Raw genomic sequence first — 20,412 nt, 5'->3', positions numbered from 1 at the left:
CTCATAGGGTCGTATTTTGTTTAGCATGCTGAAATTTGCTCCAGTTTTGCTGTAATTCTTCTACTTTTGTCATGGCTTGGGTTAATTCGGAGAGTAAACCGTCATCAGTAATGTGATCTTTCGTTGTAATTTTTTTTAGCGGTTTAATAATGTCAGTTGAAATGTTTTTTAAAATGTGCTCAATACTCTCAATGCACTTAATACGCAGCGCTTGATGGACAAAAAAACTGACTTTGCGGTATACCACATGGGCATCTAATGGTTTTATTAAAAAGTCGACAGCCCCATACTGATAAGCACGCAGGGTTTCATTTTCACTAAAGATCTTCCCAGTCACCATAATAACGGGAATATTGGCATGAGTAGGTGCTGCCTGTAGTGTTTTTAAAAACTCAAAGCCATCCATTTCCGGCATGCTGACATCAAGTAAAATACAGCTGATGTCGTTATCTAGCATCATCATTAAAGCATCTTTAGCGGAGGTTGCTTTGAGTAAGTTGACTTTTAAGCTGGCAAGTAAGTCTTCCAGAACCAACAGGCTGGATAACTGGTCATCTACAAGCAATATATTCACTGGTTGCATAGGTAGGAGTCTCATTTAATAATTAAATAAACTTTTGTTGCGATAACTGAATCCAGCCTTCAATAAACAACTGACAGTTTTTAGTGAATGTGTTGAGATCAGAGCTTTTTTGAATATAAGCATTGCAGCCTAAAGCAATACATTCATGATAGTCTCGCTGGGAAATAGAGCCTGACATCATGATGACTGGAATTGTTTTCCCCATATCATCTTGGCGTAGGGTTTTTAGTACAGTTTTACCGTCTATACCAGGTAAGCCAATATCTAACAGAATTAAGTCAGGTGTATTATGAGTGGCATTGTGGTATTGGTTTTTTTTAAAAGTCCAATCGATAACTTCTTGTCCTACAGGAGTATGGTGAAATGCACCCTGGTAATTCATTCTATTCAGAATAATTTCCATTGTCGCTTTGTCACTCTCATCGTCTTCACCCAATAACAGGGAAAAATTATGACTGCCTTGCATTTGATAAGCTCCCTAGCTGGATTTTATATTGGTGATTGATATCCATTGTTATTTGTTATTTGTTATTGGCTGTTAAGGGGGAGTTGAATTGTAAAGGTGGTTCCTTTTCCTGGTGTTGAGTCTACAGATATTTTACCATCATGCTGCTCAACCACAGTTTTACAAATAGACAAACCAATACCGCTTCCCTCGTATTGGCTTTTTGTGACCAGCCGTTTGAAAGGCTTAAAAATGTTTTCTGACAAGTTAGGGTCGAAACCAATACCATTGTCCTGTACTTGAATAAAGCAATACTTACCTTCTAACCTATACTTAATTATTATTTCAGGCTTTTCCTTATCATTATACTTTAAAGCATTGCCCAATAGGTTTTGAAATAAATGGCTTAACATACTCTTATCGCCAGTTATAGAGGGCAGCTGCTCACACTGTAAGTCAAAATTTTTGTTGGTTATTTTAGGCGCAAGAATATTTATGGCTTGATCTACCACAATATTCAAGTCAACAGTTGCTACTTTTTTCTTTTCTGAGTTGAATCTTGAAAAACGAATCACATCATCAATTAGATTTTGTAGTGCATGTAAATTATAACTTAATGAGTTAACTTCTTTTTTTATTAGTGGTTGATCGTTTTCTGCAATAGCCGTATTAAGGTAATGTAAATTATGCATGCTGTGTCGTAGTGGTGCTTTTAAATCATGGGAAACAATATGAGCAAATTGCTCTAATAACTCGTTAGAACGAGACAGTTCATGCAGTTGATGTTGCATACTAACTTCAAGCTGTTTGTACTGTTGCATGTCAATAAACTGGCCAGCCAGCCGCCCATAGTCTTGATTGGTTTGCTGTTTTGCTAGAAATCGACACTTACACAACATCCAATGGATGTTGTTATCTTGTTTACGCAATGGTAGTAGTATTTCTAACGCCTTTTGTTGTTCATATGCTTCAGTAAGTGTATTCAACACATCGTTTGTATCCTCTCTTAGCAGGTTGTACCAAGTAATGGTGTCTTCATTGGAATAACCTAGCTTCTGTCGGCAATAGTGACTTAGAAACAGTTTGTCTTGCACTGTATCCCACTCAAAGTAACCATCCGTTAAAGCATCTAACACGGCTTGGAAACGACTTTCACTGCGGGCTAAATTGCGTTGAGTTGAATAGAGTTTGCTGATATTTAAAAAAGTAAGAATAACGCCTCGTTGTTGATTTGTTTTATCCAGCTGTTCTAAACGATGAATACGTATCTGATAAACTACACCTTCTTCTGGGCTAAACTCTTTTTCTATGACCCCCCCTTGATTAAGTACTTGACTGATATCAGTCAGTAGGCTTTGTACGATTTCACCAGAAATGGCGCCAAGCGGGCGACCATAGTCGGCGTTGTTTAAGCTGAATAATTTAGCCGCTGACTCTGAAAATTTACGAATGTGTAAGTATTCATCAAGAAACAGAATTCCAATACCTGACACTTGAATAATACTTTGTTCATCAGCCTCTATTTCTGCCCGCTCCAACTCCTTTACTTGATGTTCGGCATTGACTGTAAATAGCTCTTCATTAACCGACTGTAACTCTTCATTTGTGCTTTGTAACTCCTCATTAGAAGCCATTAGCTCTTCATTAGAAGCTTGTAATTCTTCATTACTGGCTTCTAGTTCTTCTACTGTGGTTTGTAAGCTTTCTTTGGTATATTGCAATTCTTCTTCAAGTTCTCGCATTCTTATTGCAATACTAGAGTTGGAGTTTACTTCTTCTGCTTCTGTACCAGCTGTTGCCTGTTGTGCCAGTACAGTATTGCTTTGCTTTAACGTAACAATAAAGTAATCTAAATCTTTTGAAGAGTTGGATAGTGGCCGTATTTCTATATCCACCTTGTCGTATTTTGCAAAACCTTCGACAAAGCGGGTGCATATAGGCTTATAAGTTTTATTTGCCTGATTAAGCATTTGAATACATACTGCCTTGGCTGGGCCTGATACCATCGAGCGCAAATTCAGGCTGGCACTTCCCACATCTAGCTTTAGCATTTCACCAACATTACCAAATACATGCAAAATATTTCCATTGCAGTCTATTAATATACTTGGAGGGACATACTGTTGCAGTAGGACTTCTTGGGCCTGTTTGCTTTTAATGCTGATGGGGTGGTGTTCTCGTTTAGACTCTTTAAGTTTGTATTGTCCTGAATCCAGCACACCCAGGTTGAAGTCTGGATGTTCTTGAGTATCACGGTTTTTTTGGAAAATTTTATAGGTTGAATCGATACATTGATAATCACTGGCATGTCTGCCAAGACTTTCACTGGAGCCTAAAAAGAGTAAGCCTTTATTTTTGAGAGCAAAGGTAAATAAACTGAAGATACGCTGCTGGGCTACCTGATTAAAATAAATCATTAAATTACGGCAGCTGATCATATGCATTTTGGTAAAAGGTGGGTCTTTTAGCAGGTTATGCTGGGCAAACACAATGCGTTTTCTTATGGCTGGTATTACCTGATAATCTCCATTAGGTAGTTTTTTTAAATAGCGATTTTTGTAATAACTACTCAAACCAGTCACTTCACTGGTTGTGTAAGAAGCTTGGGCTGCTATAGCAATTGAGTTTCGATGAATATCTGTGGCAAAAATTTTGAATGATCTGACTTGATTTTTCTGATGAAAAATATCATACATTAACATCGCTAGAGAATAAGCCTCTTGCCCAGTTGCACAGCCAGGTACCCAGATACGAACCTCTTCGTTACTTTCTGCTTTAAGTGTTTCTAATAAGTCAGGTATTTTTTTGGCTAGGTTTTGAAATGCTTCCGGGTCTCGAAAAAACTGAGTCACTCCGATTAACAAGTCGAAGTATAGTGCTTCTAATTCTTCTTCATTTGATAATAGAATGTTAGTATAATCTTTGAGGGTTTCAGCTTGTAGCATTGCTAATCGTCGCTCTAAGCGACGCACAATGGTTGAGGGCTTGTACTCAGAAAAATCTAAATCAAATCGGTTATTTAACAATACGATAACATCTGTAAATCGACCTTCATTAGCTTCTAGAGAGCCTAAGGCAATTTGTTGGGTTGCCTTAATGGTTCGCTGAGAATACTTTATTAACGCATCAGGAATATCGTTTGGTGCTAAGGAAAGGTCAACACAGTTTGTGTTGTTGGCATTGAGAGGCATGCTGTCAAACTTACAGCAATTAAGGTTTTGGGTAATGACAAAACCACCACTATCATGGATAAGCTTAATGCCTTTGCTGCCATCTGAGCCACTACCGGATAGAATAATGGCAATACTTTTATCTTGATAGGACTCTGCCAGTGAACGAAAGAATGTATTAATCGGCATATTGACTGTCTCACTGTGTTCGCGCTCAGTGAGTAATAATTTGCCATTTGAGATAATCATTTCTTTTTTCGGTGGTAGTAAATAGATGTTGTCTGCTTCAACGGCCATTTGGTTTTCAGCTATTTGAATGGGAATGCAGGTTTTTCTGGCTAACAGCTCATCCATCAAACTTTTATAATCTGGTGACAGGTGTTGAATAATGACAAATGCCATACCTGTTTTTAACGGCATGGCTTGAAATAGTTCTTCTAACGCTTCTAGTCCACCTGCTGATGCACCAATACCAACAACATATTCAGGTAAATTTATGTTTGTCTGTTTGATACCCTGGTGTTGTTCGTGCTTTGTTTCGTCTTCACTGTTTGAAGTTTGGGTGGCATAGTCATCAGGGTTAATTAAATTGTTATTTTTCATTAGAAGCATTCCCTTTACTATTAATATTGAGTTAGCTTTATGACTGGGCAACCCAATATCTACATCATATGACTATTCTTTGATGCTTGTTGCTGCCACATTTTTCTTCTTATGAACCATTATCTAACATTCAGGCTAATATAAGGCAGGTATTTCACTCCTGTGTATGACATTAAAACATGTAATATACCTTGTAGGCATAGAAAATATACCTCCTTCTCATGTGGTTAAGTATGCATTAATGCTTATTTTGAAAGCTTAGTTTTTCTACGGTTAAAGTTGAATAAACTTAAGAATATAGAAGTATAGAAGGGTATAGAATGTTAAATTTTTATGATAAAAAGATGCCAGTTGTAGAAATATATGATAGTGAACGATCATTTGTAGGTTTTGTTATTTTTATTCTATCTCACCAAAGATAGTAAGAATGCAGTTAAATCATGAAGTATAGCATTCGCTTTGGCTATATTTAAATTGTCACCTCAATCACCTATTTCAATAGGTTCATGAGGCTTGGTCACTTAAAAATCATTCGCGAAGAGTATATCTAGAGTGATATTTACAATTTACGGATTTTTGCTGTATTTGGAAAACGTCCAGGGCAGGAAGTGCTACTGCCTCTTCCTGTTATTACATAGCCGTTAGGTAGCGGTGAAACTGAACACATAGTATCTACTCTCGCTGGCACTTTGATTCGCCATAAGTTAGGGAAGCGGTGTGGGCAAGAGGTGCTACTGGATTCACTGGTAATAATATAATTCTTTGGTATTTTAGACACTTTACAGATGGCTTCAGCGCTTCCAGGTTTTTTGATTTTCCAAACATTAGGAAAACGGCCGGGACAAGAAGTGCTTGAGGCTTCTGCTTTAATCACATAACCATTAGGTATGTTGGAAACTTTGCATACGCTTTCTGAACTGCCTGGTTGTTTGATAATCCACATGTTGGGGAAACTACCAGAACAGCTGGTACTTGAAGTTTCTCCAGTAATTACCCAGCCTGCTGGTACTCGTTGATTTTTGCATATTCGCATACTGCGAGAAATAATGGAATTTAACGTTTCCACTTGATCTTGATTAAGTGGTTGAAGCTCTTCTTCATTTAATAGCTCAATATCTGGGTCCCACTCATAATCAGTTGCAGACGCATATTGAGGTAATGTGCTTATCAAAGCTAAAGCAATAGCTGTTTTAAATATATTCTTTTTCATATTATGTGTCCTATTCTCAGGAGGGCGGTGTACTAGTGGGCCATGTGCAAAATAAGGTAACAACTTCTTCTCCATTTATTTTCTGGCTGTGTTACTTTTTCTTGACGTAGACCCACTATGCCTGCAAAAAAGCGCCTTACCAGAAAATAAATGGCTTTGAAGACTGTTACCCAACTTTACGCATGGATCACTAGTCAGAATTGTTAGAATTTATAATATCTGATGGAGTGTTCAGGCTAGAGCTAAAAAAAAGAATAATCAATATAGACAAAAGTATAATGCTTTTTGTTTGCTTTGTTTTTTTTGTTATAGATCAATGGAAATGTTTGCTTTAATTTAATAAGGCTAAGTTGGAATGGTTTTAGCAGTTATTTAAAATTAATTAGAATTGTTGTTTTGTTTGAGGGTTTTAATTCGTAGTCGTAGATGTACATTTTCAGCGACTAGTAAAGTAATGGCAATTAAAATGAAAATTTCAAAAAATATTGACTGGCCACTGCTGCTCCAAAATAGCCAGGCCAGTAATATCATAATGATGGCGGTAATCATTAATAGAAAACGATCTGTTAGTAGTTCGAAGTATTTTTTCATTTTTGGAAGCGGATGCGTTCTTTTAGGTTGTATGAATATGGGGATACAGTTATATTACAGTAGCTTTTGCTATATTGCTCATAATATTAGTCAAGTTCATATTTTTCTATGATTTTCTTTATGCTTGTTTGTTCTTCTAGTAAAAACTGATTAAATTGATTGATTATTTTAGCGTGTTTGATGCTGGATAAATGATAGTTGCTCTTTGTGTGGGGTAATGATTCATCGAATATAACGACCCCCTCTTTATTTAGTTCGTGTTTTAAGTAATAAGAAGCAACATGAACATTAAAGTAGGCTGCATCCAATCGGTCGCTAACCACTTGTTTTATAAGTGAATCTAAAGAGCTGACACCACGCAAGGAAATTTTTTTAGCTTTTATTAAATCAAGGTAGTCCCAGGCAGTAAAACCTCTAAGTGTGCCTAACCGCTTGAGCCACTCAATGCCTTTACCTTTATTCTCTGGCTTAACCAGTCCTCCATCGATAAATTTGAGTACGGGCTGACTATAGGTAACGGAATAGTTTTTTTTATCTTGTTGTCCCCAATAGATATTGTCAGGAAATTTAAAGTCTACTTCGCCATTTAAATAGCTTTTTAATAAGCGAGTGATTGGCATACCTTTATAAGTGAATGTGTAATTATTTTTTTTAGCAAATGCTTCGAGAATATCATAAGCTGCGCCGGAATATTCCTTGTTTTTGTATCTATAAAAAGGATAGTAGTCTATATCTTCAACACCTACTGTGAAGGAATTGGCGCAAGTAAGCGTGGTAACACTCATTAGAACTGCTATTAAAGGTAAAGTCAGCAATTGAGTTAGAAATTTAAGTGGTATCATCACCTAACTCCCCTATCAAATAGTAAAGCTTTTGTGATATGTATTGAGTTAAAGTGTAGATCAGGAATGATGGGGAAGGGGAGTAAAAAGGATGTTGTAGATGATAAAGAGAGTGAGCTATAAAAAAAGCCCACTCCCTTGTGGTCCATGCACAAAATAAGGTAACCACTTCATGCGTGCACCACTAACTTCATGCATGCACCACTAGATGATAAGTGAAGTTTATAAAGCTTCTATGCTGGCTTTTTGCTCTAACAGTTTTTGCTGTGCAGCCTGTGTATCTGCTAACTTGGCTTTTTCTTTATCGACCACTTGAGCAGGTGCTTTATCAACAAAATTAGGATTATTCAGCTTGCCTTGTAAGCGGCTGAGTTCTTTATCTAATTTGTCGATTTCCTTGCTTAAGCGTGCAAGCTCAGCTGATTTATCAATCAGATCAGCCATTGGTACCAGCACTTTCATTTCGCCTACTAGCTGAGTCGCTGAAGTAGGGGCTTCATCAGTGCTTTCCAGCCAAGTGATTGACTCGATATTGGCCAGCTTTTGCAGGTAGGTTTGATTGGCTGCTAATCGCGCTTTATCTTCAGCGGTGCCATTTTGCAGTAACACTGGCACCAGCTTTTTCGGGCTGATATCCATTTCGCCACGGATATTTCTCACGCCAACCAAAACGCCTTTTACCCACTCAATATCAGCCATGGCTTCCTGATCCAGCAAGCTGTCATCAGCTTCTGGGTAAGGTTGCAGCATGATGGTATCGCCCTGTTTGCCTGCTAGTGATGCCAAGCGTTGCCAAATTTCTTCGGAGATAAAAGGCATGAAGGGGTGTACCAGACGTAAAGTGGCTTCTAATACTCGAACCATAGTACGGCGAGTGCCTCTTAATTGAGCTTCACTCGCCGTTTTGTCATAAATAACGGTTTTTGATAGCTCAAGGTACCAGCTACAAAATTCATCCCAAACAAACTGCTGAATAGCATTGGAAGCATGATCCAAACGGAAGGACTCAATCGATTCAGCAACTTCTTGCTCAGCTTGCTGTAAGCGAGAAATAATCCAGCGATCAGCCAGGCTTAACTCCACTTCACCGCCATTCTGTCCGCAGTCTTCGCCTTCAGTATTACTTAATACCAGCCTTGCTGCGTTCCAGATTTTATTGCAGAAGTTGCGATAACCTTCCATTCGGCCCATGTCGAATTTAATGTCACGACCCGTTGAGGCTAATGAACAGAATGTAAAGCGCAAGGCGTCTGTGCCATAAGGTGCAATCCCTTCCGGGAAGTGTTTGCGAGTAGATTCCTCAATGGATTTTTTCATATGAGGCTGCATTAAGCCGCTGGTGCGCTTGTTTAATAAGTCATCAAAGCTAATGCCGTCAATCAAATCGAGAGGGTCGAGTACATTGCCTTTCGATTTTGACATTTTTTGACCGTCCTGATCGCGAACCAACCCATGTACATACACTTTCTTGAAGGGGGTTTCGCCACGGAACTTTAAGGTCATCATAATCATCCGAGCAACCCAGAAGAAAATGATATCAAAGCCGGTTACCAATACATCCGTAGGGTGGAACTCTTTTAGCTCGGGTGTTTCTTCTGGCCAGCCTAAAGTAGAGAAAGTCCACAATGCAGAAGAGAACCAGGTGTCTAAAACATCTTCATCCTGGCGAAGCTTAGTCGTTGGGCTAATTTGATGCTTTGCTCTAACTTCAGCTTCATCACGGCCTACATAGACGTTGCCATTTTCATCATACCAGGCTGGAATACGGTGTCCCCACCACAACTGACGGCTAATACACCAGTCTTGTAAGTCGCGCATCCAGGCAAAGTAGGTGTTCTCCCACTGCTTAGGTACAAATTCAATATCCCCATCTTCAACTGCTTTGATGGCAGGCTCTGCCAGTGGACCCACTTTGACATACCATTGATCAGTCAGGTAGGGCTCAATAACAACACCGCTTCTGTCACCACGGGGTACTTTGAGTTTGTGGTCTTCAATTTTTTCCAATAAGCCGGCTGCTTCAAAGTCTTTAACGATTTGTTTGCGGGCAGCAAAGCGTTCCATGCCGCGGTATTTTTCGGGTACTTCATTATTGAGGTTGGCATCAATGGTTAGGATATTAATCATTGGTAGCTGATGACGTTGGCCAATCTCATAGTCATTAAAGTCGTGAGCCGGGGTGATTTTTACACAGCCAGTGCCGAACTCTTGATCGACATAATCATCTGCAATAATAGGGATACGGCGTCCGGTTAAAGGTAATTCAATAAACTGACCTACCAGTGCCTGGTAGCGCTCATCTTCTGGGTGGACGGCAACTGCTGTATCACCCAACATGGTTTCAGGACGTGTGGTAGCGACGACAATATAGTTTTTGCCTTCAGCTGTTTTTGCGCCATCAGCAAGTGGGTAGCGGAAATGCCATAAGTAGCCGTTTTCTTCTTCAGAAATAACTTCTAAGTCGGATATTGCTGTATGTAGTTTAGGGTCCCAGTTAACCAGGCGTTTACCTCGATAAATCAGGTCTTCTTCATACAAACGAACAAAGACTTCTTTTACTGCATTGGATAATCCATCATCCATGGTGAAGCGTTCGCGGGACCAGTCGACAGAAGCCCCCATCCGGCGCAACTGTTTGGTGATTGTGCCGCCAGATTCAGCTTTCCATTCCCAGATTTTCTCAAGAAACTTTTCGCGACCAAGATCTAAACGGCTAACACCTTGTGCTAATAATTGACGTTCCACCACCATTTGTGTGGCAATACCGGCATGATCAGTACCCACCTGCCATAGGGTTTTTTGACCTTTCATTCGGTGGTAGCGAGTTAAGACATCCATAATAGTGTCTTGAAACGCGTGCCCCATGTGCAAACTACCTGTCACATTGGGAGGAGGAATCATTATAGAGTATGGCTTTCCATCACCCTGAGGAACGAAGTAGTTTTTCTCTTCCCAGGTTTTATACCATTGGCGCTCTAATTCATGTGGCTTAAACGTTTTTTCCATGGTGATACTATTACCGGTTGCCTTATAAATGGGTAATCTTCAACAGCTAAGAATTATACATAAGGTATAACCTTTCAGTTAAGAGGGGGAACTGAAAGGAAACAACTAATTAAGCAATAACTTTTGCTTTAGCTGTAAATACTGGTTGGGAGTTAATCAGGGATTGATAATTTGATCAATAATGTCGTTTATTTCTGAGCGCATACGCTTATGAAATTCGGCTTCAATTTGGGGTATAAACTCATCAATGATTTCTTGTAGCACAATTTCGCTTTGCATTTCCAGCTCTTGCCGTAATTTGTTGCGCACGCCGTCATCCAGGCTTTTTATTCTTCTTGAGCTGCTGGCTGGTTGTTTGTACTGAAGCGGCTTTTGAGAAGCTGCTGGTGATAAAGCTTGCTGGGCTTCTTTTTTGAGGGGGCTACTTGTTAGCTTGTTTTGTGTCTGAGTTGTTTTAACGCTATCAGGAATAAATGGGTTATTTCCACTGATATTGTTTTTAACGGGTGGTTTGGTTTTAGCAGGTGGTTTGGGTGCAGGCTGTTTAGTTTGATAGCTCTTAGTCTGGCTTTGCTGAAAGGAATTTAAAGCTGGTGTTGTGAGGGTTGGTATATCGGTGGTGGGTTTAGCTTGCTGGGTTACTCCACTGAGTTGTTGGTCTTTATTCAAGGCTGCGTCTGCTATTTCATTTAGGGTGGGTATGTCGGTACGCTCTAAAGCATTGGAGGCAGGTGAGTACCCTTGTTTCTCTTTGGAGCGTTCTGACTCAGTTAATAGCCGTTGATCTGGCTTACCTGTGCCATTGGGCTGTTTAGAGTTTGGTTTGGTAAAGTAAAGCTTGGCCATACAGCAGTAATACTACGATCTAATAAATACCAGCAATCTAACAAATGCTAACTTTGTATGTTATGACTGTGTAAAGGATACCCCTTGTCTCGATAGCTTTTGAAGTTCTGACGTGCCGTTTTGCGACTTACGCCATCTCCTGCAACAATTTCTGCAACTCGCTCAAATTGATCAACAAATGAAGGTACTGTATCAGTCAAGTTAATTAGCAAGCTGGTTGATGATTGTGGCGGCAATTGCCAACCAATTTTTACTGGGCAAGATGCATCATCGTGCTTGGTGTCCAACTGGTGTGGAATGAAACTATCTTCGCGAAAGGACCATAGCAGTTCATCAAGCATTGCTGCTTCTTCATGCCCATTAGTATGAATATAGACTGACTTAGCATGTTTGATGGCTTTTTCGGCTAAACGGCAACAAAACTGTAAGCGAGCAGCTGGTTGTTGATCAGGTAATATATAGAAATCAATACGTGTCATGCTAGGTTTGCATTGTGGTAGGTGACGGGTAACAAATAGTTGGCCAACAGAACGTCAGCCAACTTCACTTCACTACGTTTTAGTTCTTAGTTCGGTTGATTAAGTACTGTACAAGCAGGCTGACGGGCCGGCCTGTGGCGCCTTTTTTGTCACCTCTTAGCCAGGCAGTGCCAGCAATATCTAAGTGAGCCCAGTGGTATTTCTTAGTAAAACGAGCTAAAAAGCAAGCTGCGGTTACTGACCCAGCTTCTGGACCACCGATATTTGCCATATCAGCAAAGTTTGTATCTAGCTGCTTTTGGTATGCCTCCCAAAGTGGCATACGCCAGATTCGGTCATAACTGTCATCGCTAGCTTGTTGTAAGGCTTTGGCCAGCTTTTCATTATTGCTGTACATAGCTGATGCTTGGCTACCTAAGGCAACAACACAGGCACCCGTTAGCGTAGCAACATCAATAACTGACTCGGGCTCAAACTTTTCGGCGTAGGTTAATGCATCACACAATACCAGTCGTCCTTCCGCATCGGTATTAAGAATTTCGATAGTTTGACCTGACATAGAAGTAACCACGTCACCAGGCTTGGATGCATTTCCACTGGGCAGGTTTTCTGCTGCAGCAACGATAGCCACAACATTAATGGGTAACTTAAGCTCAATAACACTATTGATTGCACCAAACACACTGGCTGCACCACACATGTCGAACTTCATTTCGTCCATACCCTGACCAGGTTTCAGGCTAATACCGCCACTATCGAAGGTAATGCCTTTACCAACTAACACATGGGGTTTGTCGCCTTTATTGCCGCCGTTATATTCCATGACAATTAACTTGGCAGGCTCCTTACTGCCCTTGCCAACCGATAAGAAGGAGCCCATACCCAGCTCTTCCATTTCTTTTTCACTAAGGATTGTGGCTTTTAGCTTGGTTTCATCCTTATCCAGTTGCCTGGCTTGTTTCGCCAGGTAGCTAGGCGTGCAAATATTGCCAGGTAAGTTACCAAGATCACGCGCTACATTAATGCCTTTAGCAATGGCAGCTGCTTCTTGGGCTGCTTGTTCAAGTGCTTTGTGGGTAGAAGTGGGGGCGAGAAAAACCAGTTTTTTAAATTTGCTTTTGGTCGTTTTGGGTTTGGTTGATTTGAGTTGGCTAAACTCATACTGACTGGTAATAGCCAACTGAGCTGCAGTGCGAACTACCCAGGCTTTTTCACGATCCGCTAAATGAATATCAGCCAAGGCAAGGGCGGCTTGTTTTAAGTTGAGCTGATTCAACACTGCAAAAACAGCAGATAGTGTTTTAATTAAATCTTCAGTGGATAATTTTTTATTCTGCTCTCCCGCGCCAAAGAGTAAAATACGTTTAGCTTTGACTTCACCAAGTTGTGGTAGAACTAGAGTATCACCCGGTTTTCCTGCAATGTCGCCTTGTTTAATAATGTTGTGTAGTTGCCCCTTGGTTACTTCGTCGAGGGCTTTTCCTGTATCGCTTAATTTTGAATTTTCGAACACCGGCATCACTAGGCAGTCAGTACTTATAGTGGCAGGTTGTGTGTTTTTGATTAGAAATTCCATGAAAACCCCACAAGACAAATTTATCACTTTGTTGGATAATTAGCAGCCTTTGCCCATAGCTACTGAAAAGTGGCTGGGTATTTTACCCAATTAATATCAGCTTGATTGGCAGTGCTGAGAGCTAATTGTTTGACAAACCCTATTAAATTAAGTGTTTGAGTGTAACAGAGTCTGCTCTTGATTGCTTATATGCAGGGTGACCTTGGCAGAGGAATGAAAGTTTTCGTCGCCCAGTTGTAAAGGTCTTGTGGTTGTAAAGGTTATGCAGTTGTAAAGAAAGCACTGTCATAGTATTGGGTGGTACTTGGAGAGTTAGTTAGGAGAGCCAGTTGATTATCTTCCGCTACTTAGCAAGAGAAGTGTTTACAGCCATGCTGGCTGTTAGCGGTGTACTGTTACTTATTATTATGAGTGGCCGCTTTAACAAATACTTAGCACAAGCTGCTTCAGGGCAACTGAGTGCTGATTTTTTATTTGTCATTATGGGCTATCGGCTACCTGAGTTTTTGGAACTGATTATTCCCTTAGGGTTGTTTATTGGTATTTTACTCGCCTATGGCAGGCTTTATATCGAGAGTGAAATGACTGTGCTGACTGCTTGTGGGGTTAGCCAAAAAAATATTTTAATGCAGACACTGGCTCCAGCGACCGTGGTTGCCTGTATTGTTGCTTTATTAGGGCTGCTTATTACACCATGGGGAGCAAAAAATGTTGAAGAGATTTTTGCTAAGCAAGATGCTTTGACTGAGTTTGAAACCCTGGCCCCTGGCCGTTTCCAAGAGCAAGAGAATGCTGGCCGGGTCACTTACACCGAGCGTTTGTCGGAAGACAGACTACAGATGGGAGATGTATTTATCTCTCAGAAAAATGAAGCCATTGGCAAGCGGGGAATCACGCTACTCTTGGCTGATGGTGGTGTACAGCATGTTGAGCCACAAACGGGAGCCCGCTATTTGATTCTAAATAAAGGCTATCGTTATGACGGCACTCCAGGTCAGGCAGATTTTCGTATTACTGAATACGATACTTACGGTATAAAAATGCCGGAAAGTAAAGCCAGTAAAGAAGCAGACAAGGTTAAAGCCATTGCCACCACGGATCTTATAGGTTCTAGTGAACTGAGTCATATTGCTGAGTTACAGTGGCGACTGTCATTACCAATACTGGTATTTATTGTCGTATTACTGGCAGTGCCATTAAGTAAAGTGAATCCACGACAAGGACGGTATTTAAAATTATTGCCTGCTATTTTGACTTATTTAGTGTATTTGGCGTTATTAATTGGTGCTAAAGGTGCCGTGGAAGATGGGAAAATTCCCCCGGCAGGGTTATGGGGAGTGCATGGACTATTTTTGCTTGTTGCGATGTTAATTTTGGCGCATGAGCCCTTCCAGATGAAAAGGCGACAGCAAAAACACCTGAAGCAAACTGTAGTCGCATCAGAGGTGGCAGAACATGAATAAGATTGATCGTTATATTGCCACTAGTGTACTGAGTGCTACCTTTTTAGTGTTATTGGTGATTGTATCGCTGGACATGCTGTTTGCTTTTGTAGCTGAGTTAGCCAGTATGAAGGCCAGTTATCAGTTACTAGAAGTATTACAATATATTGGCTTATCAATTCCTAACCGTATTTATAAATTTATTCCCTTTTCTGCACTGATTGGTTGTTTGGTTGGCTTGGGCGCATTGGCTAGCAATAGTGAGCTGGTAGTCATGCGTGCTGCAGGTGTATCACTATGGCGAATCGTGTGGGGAGTCATGCAGCCAACTTTACTGATTATATTGATTGGTATTTCCATTGGTGAGTTTGTGTCACCTTATACTGAACAGCTAGCAGATAGTGGCCGAGCAATTGCCCGTAGTAAAGATGGCTCTTCATCCCAGTTTAGCCAGCAAGGAGTTTGGCATCGGGAAGGCAATGAGTTTATGCATTTAAATGCCGTAGAGCCTGGTGGTATCGTACATGGCATTACTCGCTTTAAATTTAATGATAAAAAAGAACTGTTAGAGGCTAGTTTTGCTGACCGAGGCATTTTCAAAGGCGATTATTGGTTGTTGCAGAATATTCAGTCCAATCAGTTTAAAGGTGATCGTGTAACTACTGAGCGACTACCATTTTTGCAATGGCAAACCAGCCTATCTATGGACCTGCTTAATGTCGTAGTGGTAAAGCCTGACGACTTATCAATTCGGGGGTTAAGTACTTATATTGACTACCTTAGCCAGCAAGGGTTGAATGCTGGTGAATATCAATTAGCATTTTGGCGAAAATTACTACAGCCAGCAGTCATTATTGGGCTAGTGCTGGTAGGTATCTCTTTCGTGTTTGGCCCATTGCGCTCTGTCACGATGGGGCTACGTATTTTTATTGGAGTAATTGTTGGGTTTTCTTTTAATATCTTCCAAGAATTACTTGGCCCATCCAGTTTGGTATTTGGCTTCTCGCCGCTAATCGCTGTGATTGTGCCACTACTGTTGTGCTTTACGGTGGGTGGGATTTTACTGAAAAGGGCAGGGTAGCTACTTGTCTAATCTTTGGTTGGTATTGTTGTGAAAGTACGTCAAATCAAATCCTTTCTCCCCCACGAGGGCTTAGCGAAAGGGTACTGGAGAATAAATATGAAGTAACAGGATATTCTTCCACCGCTCTACAAGGCCATCCATGGCCTTTAGAGCTTTAGCTGTTCCCAACAGCAGTTCCAGAATACCCTATCACTCCATATTTCTCAGCTTTTGCAACAGTCTGCTGGGAAGAAGAGCTTGTTTAAGTATTATTTTTTAGTTTTCTCCAGTAATACGACTTCTGTTTTCGCTGCATAGTCATAAATCGCTTGGTCTTTTGAATCAAATAAAATCCACAAAATACCGATGCCTCCTAATATACAGCTGGGGATGCCTACGATAAAACGAATCAGGCATTGTTTGAAGCTGATGGTTCTTCCTTCGTAGTTGACAACCATAATTCGCCAGGCAATCATTCCAGGCGTTTGACCACTTCTTCGCCAGAAATAAGCATAAAAGCCAAAAAATCCTATAAGCAAAATAGCACTTAGATCCCATTTAAATCCCACCGCAGTGGCCTTAGCTTCTCCCACTAAAGTAATACTTAACCATAGATGAAGGCTTGATATAACAATAGCGATAGCAACTAACAGTAAACTGTCGTATACCATGGCGGCTAGCCGCCGCCAAAGGGGAGCAGAGCCTATAGATGAAAGTGTTTGAGTCATGAACAATCGTCAACTGCCTGTAGCTAATTGATAAATTAAAAGGGTGATAAGTCAAAGAGTGTTAAGTCAGAAATAAGGTAGCTAGACCTAAAAACGAGATATAGCCTACAACATCTGTAACAGTGGTTAAAATTACGCCGCCTGCTAGTGCAGGGTCAATTTTCAACGTTTTTAAAATAATGGGTAGTGCGGCGCCTGATATGACGGCAACCACTAGATTAATAATCATTGCTGCGGCAATAACCGTCGAAATAATCCCATCACCGAACCAAACGTAGGCAACCCCCGACACAACTAGTGCCCAAATCAAGCCATTCACTAGCCCGACTATACATTCGCGATTCAATAGCCAAAACGTGTTAGATTTACCGATTTGCCCTAGAGCCATTGCTCGAATAACCAGGGTTAGCGTTTGGCTGCCAGCGATGCCACCCATGCTGGCAACGATTGGCATTAATACCGCTAATGCAACCACCTTATCAATGGTTTCCTGGAACATACCAATAAATGCTGATGCAACAAACGCAGTAATAAGGTTAATACCCAGCCAGACTGCTCGGCGCTTAGCTGTTTTCATGGCTGGGGCGAAGGTGTCTTCATCATCTTCTAAACCAGCCATACTCATCAATGAGTGATCAGCTTCTTCACGAATAACGTCTACAACGTCATCAATGGTGATCCGCCCCAATAATTTGCCATCATCATCAATAACGGGAGCTGATACTAAGTCTTGCCGCTCAAACAATTGAGCAACCTGACTGGCAGGGGTCATGGCATTGATGGGTTCAATATCGGTATTCATCACTTCACGAACAGTGATTGATGGATTGGTGGTCAGCAGTTTATTAATTGGTAATACACCAATAAACGCATCCTGACGGTTAACCACTAATAGGCTATCCGTCATTGCTGGTAGCTCATCATGGCGACGCAAGTAACGTAATACCACATCAAGTGGATTGTTGGGGCGAATCGTGATGGTATCTGTATTCATTAAGCCGCCAGCGGTATCCTCTGGATAAGACAAGATATGCTCAACGCGAGCTCGGTCCTGTGCATCCATAGAAGACAACACTTGCTGGGTAATAGCGTCTGGTAATTGTTGTAGCAGGTCAACTAGGTCGTCGGGATCAAAACCTGTAGTAATTTCTGCCACCTCAGCAGCATTCATTTGATCCAGGTAATACTGGCGAACGTCATCGCTTAGCTCCTGCAGCACCTCGGCTTCTTGCTCTTTATCAAGCAGTTGCCATAACAAGCTTCTGATCTTAGGCGGGGAGGACTCAATTAAGTGCGCAGTATCTGCTGCCGAGAGGCTATTCAACATGCGTTTGACAGGCGAAGAGATCCCTTGATCCAGTGCTTGGCTTAGTTCTTGTAGTTGATCCTCTGATTTTCCGAGTTGTTGTGTGGACATCAGGTAATCCTATTGCTGAGTGCAGCTGGCTGGGTGAATGCTTTAGTGCCGCATCCTATAAATAAGTGGCGGCTAGCGGCCTGTAAAAGGCTCTCTTCACTCTTATTTATAGGATGTAGTACTAGAGCCTGTTGATTTTTGAGTTGAAGATACTGTTGGAGGTTTTTTAGTCACAACAGCGAGTTTCAGGCAAGCGTCAACAGACCCTCTTTGGCGGGGTAGTTTACCTGAAGAGTTTGGCTGCTGGTATTGTGGATTGTAGTCAGTTTTATAGGTGATTCCAGAAGTCTGGTGTTGATAGTGAAAAACCTATTCACCTTCATCAAAATAATTATTTATTAGTTGAGTAATGGCCTCGAAGGCTCTTTTTTCATCTTCGCCATCAACTTCAATATCTAAGACTGTTCCTTTGCTGGCTGCTAACATCATCACTGACATAATGCTTTTGCCGTCTACCATTTTTCCATCTTTGCCCAGTTTGATGGAACTGCCAAAAGCAGCAGCGGTTGAAACAAATTTTGCTGCAGCACGGGCATGTAAGCCGAGCTTATTGATGATTGTGACTTTTTCTTGAATCATGGAGCCTAAGGCAATTCTCGATGACGTACTTGAACATTTGGCCACTTTTCACGAAAGTAAGTAGCGAGCTTCTCACTGATATAGACCGAACGATGGTGACCACCCGTACACCCAAGGGCAATGGTAATATAACTTCTATTATTTGCTTCAAAGCATGGCAGCCAACGTTCTACGAAGCGTTTGATGTCATCAAACATATCCAGCACTTGTTGTTGAGAACCTAAAAACTCTTTTACAGGCTCGTCTAGCCCTGAATATTGCCGTAAATGGGTGACCCAGTAGGGGTTTGGCAAACAGCGTACATCAAACACATAGTCAGCATCAATGGGGATTCCTTTTTTAAAACCAAATGACTGAAATAGCAGTGCCATGCTGCTATGTTGCTTGCGAGCAACGCGTTTACTTATGGTGTCCCGTAACTCATGAAGAGAAAGTTGGCTAGTGTCGATGGTTAGATCGGCCAGTCGAGCAATGGGCTCTAGCACTTCTTTTTCTTTTTTTATCGCTTCATCTAGTGAGCATTGTTGGCTGGATAGTGGGTGTTTACGTCGAGTTTCGCTGAAGCGTTTGAGTAGAGTGGCATGTTCTGCATCAAGGTAAATGATTTCAGCTTCGATTTTTTGCTCTCTCAGCGCATTCATGATGGATGGAAAGCGTCTTAAATCCTGAGAAAAATTTCGTGCGTCAATACTAATAGCAGCCTTATCATAAAGTGGCTCTTTTTCCATTTCATCAACAAAAGCAGGAAGTAAGCCAGCAGGCATATTATCAATACAATAATAGCCTTGGTCTTCCAGTACATGTAAGCCTGTACTTTTACCTGAGCCTGAACGGCCACTGATTATTATTAACTTCATATATACGCAGAGTGTTTTGTAAATTCTTACTATAACAGAGTTTAAATGATATACGGCAGTTAATTAAATAATAGCCGCCAGAGAAGCTATTTAAGCGAATATCATAAGAAAGCTCTCTTGCACACGAACTTAATTATTAAAGGCTGGCGACGATAAATTTATGCAGTAGGAACGCTTTGGATTGCTATATCAAATAAGTCTGGATTAGTGTCTGCTTGGCGCAAGTTATTGCGGTAGCTTGAGTTTTCAAATCGAGTGGCAAGTTCTTGTAAGATGGCGAGGTGCTCGTTAGTGGCTTCGGCAGGAACAACCAGAGCAAAAATAACGTCCACAGGGTGCCCGTCTATTGCATCAAAGTCGATGCCTTCTTCCAGTTTAAGCAGGCAGGCAAATGGTTTGTGGCAGCTTTCAAGGCGACAATGGGGAATGGCAATCCCATTCCCAAAGCCTGTGCTACCTAACCGTTCCCGATTGATTAAGTTATCAAATAGCTCGTTAGCATCAATATTACTGGAATACTCGGCTAATAGGTTGGCAATAAGCTGTAAAACACGTTTTTTACTCCCCCCTTGCACCCCGGTAAGGGTGCATTGTGGGAGAAGGAATTGTTCTATTTTCATGCTTTTTAAATAAATAAACTACTTTAACGAATACTGGCTCCCTGAAGTCGATCCAGGGTTTTCTCTTTGTGCTTGCTTAGCTGTCGGGCTAGTTTATCACTAAGTAAGTCAATTGCTGCATACATATCTTCAGATTCTGCTGTGGCGGCAATATCAGCACCCCTTACGTGCAAGTTGGCTTCTGCTTTTTGACGGAGTTTCTCAACACTTAGGGTGATTTGCACGTTAGTAATGCTATCAAAATGGTTTTCAATGCGATCGAGTTTTTTGATGACATATTGGCGCAACGCATCAGTCACTTCTACATGATGACCACTGATGTTAACTTGCATGCAACGACCTCCTAATAGGACTT

The 20,412-nt window shown here is 41.1% G+C and carries 18 protein-coding genes; 2 read left to right on the top strand and 16 right to left on the bottom strand.

The genetic code is table 11. From position 1 onward, the window contains the following. Position 1: 1 nt before the first annotated feature. The 10 genes from OQE68_RS05900 to OQE68_RS05855 all read right to left on the bottom strand — a co-directional run bounded on the left by OQE68_RS05900 (position 2) and on the right by OQE68_RS05855 (position 13,351). Positions 2–583 carry a response regulator gene (locus OQE68_RS05900; protein WP_180567766.1) on the bottom strand — a complete coding sequence of 194 codons (582 nt, stop codon included), beginning with the start codon at positions 581–583 and terminating at the stop codon, positions 2–4. A gap of 22 nt (positions 584–605) precedes the next feature. Next, on the bottom strand, positions 606–1,049 hold the full coding sequence (locus OQE68_RS05895) for a response regulator (protein WP_180567765.1): 444 nt from the start codon (positions 1,047–1,049) through the stop codon (positions 606–608). Between the two features lie 62 nt (positions 1,050–1,111). Beyond that, complete coding sequence (locus OQE68_RS05890) at positions 1,112–4,801, bottom strand: CheR family methyltransferase (RefSeq protein ID WP_180567764.1); 3,690 nt, start codon at positions 4,799–4,801, stop codon at positions 1,112–1,114. A gap of 559 nt (positions 4,802–5,360) precedes the next feature. Then, positions 5,361–6,011 (bottom strand): hypothetical protein, encoded by a 651-nt coding sequence (locus OQE68_RS05885; protein WP_180567763.1) that lies wholly within the window; start codon positions 6,009–6,011, stop codon positions 5,361–5,363. Between the two features lie 378 nt (positions 6,012–6,389). After that, complete coding sequence (locus OQE68_RS05880; RefSeq protein ID WP_180567762.1) at positions 6,390–6,602, bottom strand: hypothetical protein; 213 nt, start codon at positions 6,600–6,602, stop codon at positions 6,390–6,392. Positions 6,603–6,688: 86 nt separating this feature from the next. Then, a complete protein-coding gene (locus OQE68_RS05875) occupies positions 6,689–7,387 on the bottom strand; it encodes a transporter substrate-binding domain-containing protein (RefSeq protein ID WP_180567761.1) in 699 nt (232 codons plus the stop codon). A gap of 279 nt (positions 7,388–7,666) precedes the next feature. Next, positions 7,667–10,450 carry a valine--tRNA ligase gene (locus OQE68_RS05870; protein WP_180567760.1) on the bottom strand — a complete coding sequence of 928 codons (2,784 nt, stop codon included), beginning with the start codon at positions 10,448–10,450 and terminating at the stop codon, positions 7,667–7,669. 156 nt (positions 10,451–10,606) lie between these two features. Then, a complete protein-coding gene (locus tag OQE68_RS05865; RefSeq protein ID WP_180567759.1) occupies positions 10,607–11,296 on the bottom strand; it encodes a hypothetical protein in 690 nt (229 codons plus the stop codon). A gap of 47 nt (positions 11,297–11,343) precedes the next feature. After that, positions 11,344–11,775, bottom strand: a complete 432-nt coding sequence (locus OQE68_RS05860; protein ID WP_180567758.1) for a DNA polymerase III subunit chi — start codon at positions 11,773–11,775, stop codon at positions 11,344–11,346. A gap of 79 nt (positions 11,776–11,854) precedes the next feature. Further along, entirely contained in the window at positions 11,855–13,351 is a 1,497-nt protein-coding gene (locus OQE68_RS05855) for a leucyl aminopeptidase (RefSeq protein ID WP_180567757.1), read from the bottom strand. Between the two features lie 329 nt (positions 13,352–13,680). Here OQE68_RS05855 and lptF point away from each other — a divergent pair, with 329 nt between their 5' ends. Then, a complete protein-coding gene (gene lptF / locus OQE68_RS05850) occupies positions 13,681–14,814 on the top strand; it encodes an LPS export ABC transporter permease LptF (protein ID WP_180567756.1) in 1,134 nt (377 codons plus the stop codon). Next, a complete protein-coding gene (lptG, locus tag OQE68_RS05845) occupies positions 14,807–15,874 on the top strand; it encodes an LPS export ABC transporter permease LptG (protein WP_180567755.1) in 1,068 nt (355 codons plus the stop codon). The genes lptF and lptG overlap by 8 nt, the downstream gene beginning before the upstream one ends. A gap of 251 nt (positions 15,875–16,125) precedes the next feature. Here the strand turns inward: lptG and OQE68_RS05840 are convergent, their stop codons facing one another. From OQE68_RS05840 to hpf, 6 genes are all read right to left on the bottom strand, one after another. Next, positions 16,126–16,584 carry an RDD family protein gene (locus OQE68_RS05840; protein WP_180567754.1) on the bottom strand — a complete coding sequence of 153 codons (459 nt, stop codon included), beginning with the start codon at positions 16,582–16,584 and terminating at the stop codon, positions 16,126–16,128. Positions 16,585–16,645: 61 nt separating this feature from the next. Beyond that, positions 16,646–18,001: a magnesium transporter gene (gene mgtE, locus OQE68_RS05835; protein ID WP_180567753.1), complete on the bottom strand. Its 1,356-nt coding sequence runs from the start codon at positions 17,999–18,001 to the stop codon at positions 16,646–16,648. 309 nt (positions 18,002–18,310) lie between these two features. Continuing rightward, positions 18,311–18,580, bottom strand: a complete 270-nt coding sequence (locus OQE68_RS05830) for an HPr family phosphocarrier protein (protein ID WP_180567752.1) — start codon at positions 18,578–18,580, stop codon at positions 18,311–18,313. 5 nt (positions 18,581–18,585) lie between these two features. Next, on the bottom strand, positions 18,586–19,437 hold the full coding sequence (rapZ, locus tag OQE68_RS05825) for an RNase adapter RapZ (protein ID WP_180567751.1): 852 nt from the start codon (positions 19,435–19,437) through the stop codon (positions 18,586–18,588). A gap of 158 nt (positions 19,438–19,595) precedes the next feature. After that, complete coding sequence (gene ptsN / locus OQE68_RS05820) at positions 19,596–20,057, bottom strand: PTS IIA-like nitrogen regulatory protein PtsN (RefSeq protein ID WP_180567750.1); 462 nt, start codon at positions 20,055–20,057, stop codon at positions 19,596–19,598. 23 nt (positions 20,058–20,080) lie between these two features. Beyond that, entirely contained in the window at positions 20,081–20,389 is a 309-nt protein-coding gene (gene hpf / locus OQE68_RS05815) for a ribosome hibernation-promoting factor, HPF/YfiA family (protein WP_180567749.1), read from the bottom strand. Between the last annotated feature and the right edge of the window lie 23 nt (positions 20,390–20,412).

Origin of the sequence: Spartinivicinus marinus (assembly GCF_026309355.1) — a bacterium.
GTDB lineage: Bacteria > Pseudomonadota > Gammaproteobacteria > Pseudomonadales > Zooshikellaceae > Spartinivicinus > Spartinivicinus marinus.
Note: the sequence above shows the minus strand (reverse complement) of the source record. Positions and strands in the feature narration are given on the sequence as shown.

Bases quoted from the DNA above. Each gene is read 5' to 3' on its own strand.
- OQE68_RS05900 (WP_180567766.1), bottom strand. From the start codon at position 583: ATGCAACCAGTGAATATATTGCTTGTAGATGACCAGTTATCCAGCCTG.
- OQE68_RS05895 (WP_180567765.1), bottom strand. From the start codon at position 1,049: ATGCAAGGCAGTCATAATTTTTCCCTGTTATTGGGTGAAGACGATGAG.
- OQE68_RS05890 (WP_180567764.1), bottom strand. From the start codon at position 4,801: ATGAAAAATAACAATTTAATTAACCCTGATGACTATGCCACCCAAACT.
- OQE68_RS05885 (WP_180567763.1), bottom strand. From the start codon at position 6,011: ATGAAAAAGAATATATTTAAAACAGCTATTGCTTTAGCTTTGATAAGC.
- OQE68_RS05880 (WP_180567762.1), bottom strand. From the start codon at position 6,602: ATGAAAAAATACTTCGAACTACTAACAGATCGTTTTCTATTAATGATT.
- OQE68_RS05875 (WP_180567761.1), bottom strand. From the start codon at position 7,387: ATGAGTGTTACCACGCTTACTTGCGCCAATTCCTTCACAGTAGGTGTT.
- OQE68_RS05870 (WP_180567760.1), bottom strand. From the start codon at position 10,450: ATGGAAAAAACGTTTAAGCCACATGAATTAGAGCGCCAATGGTATAAA.
- OQE68_RS05865 (WP_180567759.1), bottom strand. From the start codon at position 11,296: ATGGCCAAGCTTTACTTTACCAAACCAAACTCTAAACAGCCCAATGGC.
- OQE68_RS05860 (WP_180567758.1), bottom strand. From the start codon at position 11,775: ATGACACGTATTGATTTCTATATATTACCTGATCAACAACCAGCTGCT.
- OQE68_RS05855 (WP_180567757.1), bottom strand. From the start codon at position 13,351: ATGGAATTTCTAATCAAAAACACACAACCTGCCACTATAAGTACTGAC.
- lptG (WP_180567755.1), top strand. From the start codon at position 14,807: ATGAATAAGATTGATCGTTATATTGCCACTAGTGTACTGAGTGCTACC.
- OQE68_RS05840 (WP_180567754.1), bottom strand. From the start codon at position 16,584: ATGACTCAAACACTTTCATCTATAGGCTCTGCTCCCCTTTGGCGGCGG.
- mgtE (WP_180567753.1), bottom strand. From the start codon at position 18,001: ATGTCCACACAACAACTCGGAAAATCAGAGGATCAACTACAAGAACTA.
- OQE68_RS05830 (WP_180567752.1), bottom strand. From the start codon at position 18,580: ATGATTCAAGAAAAAGTCACAATCATCAATAAGCTCGGCTTACATGCC.
- rapZ (WP_180567751.1), bottom strand. From the start codon at position 19,437: ATGAAGTTAATAATAATCAGTGGCCGTTCAGGCTCAGGTAAAAGTACA.
- ptsN (WP_180567750.1), bottom strand. From the start codon at position 20,057: ATGAAAATAGAACAATTCCTTCTCCCACAATGCACCCTTACCGGGGTG.
- hpf (WP_180567749.1), bottom strand. From the start codon at position 20,389: ATGCAAGTTAACATCAGTGGTCATCATGTAGAAGTGACTGATGCGTTG.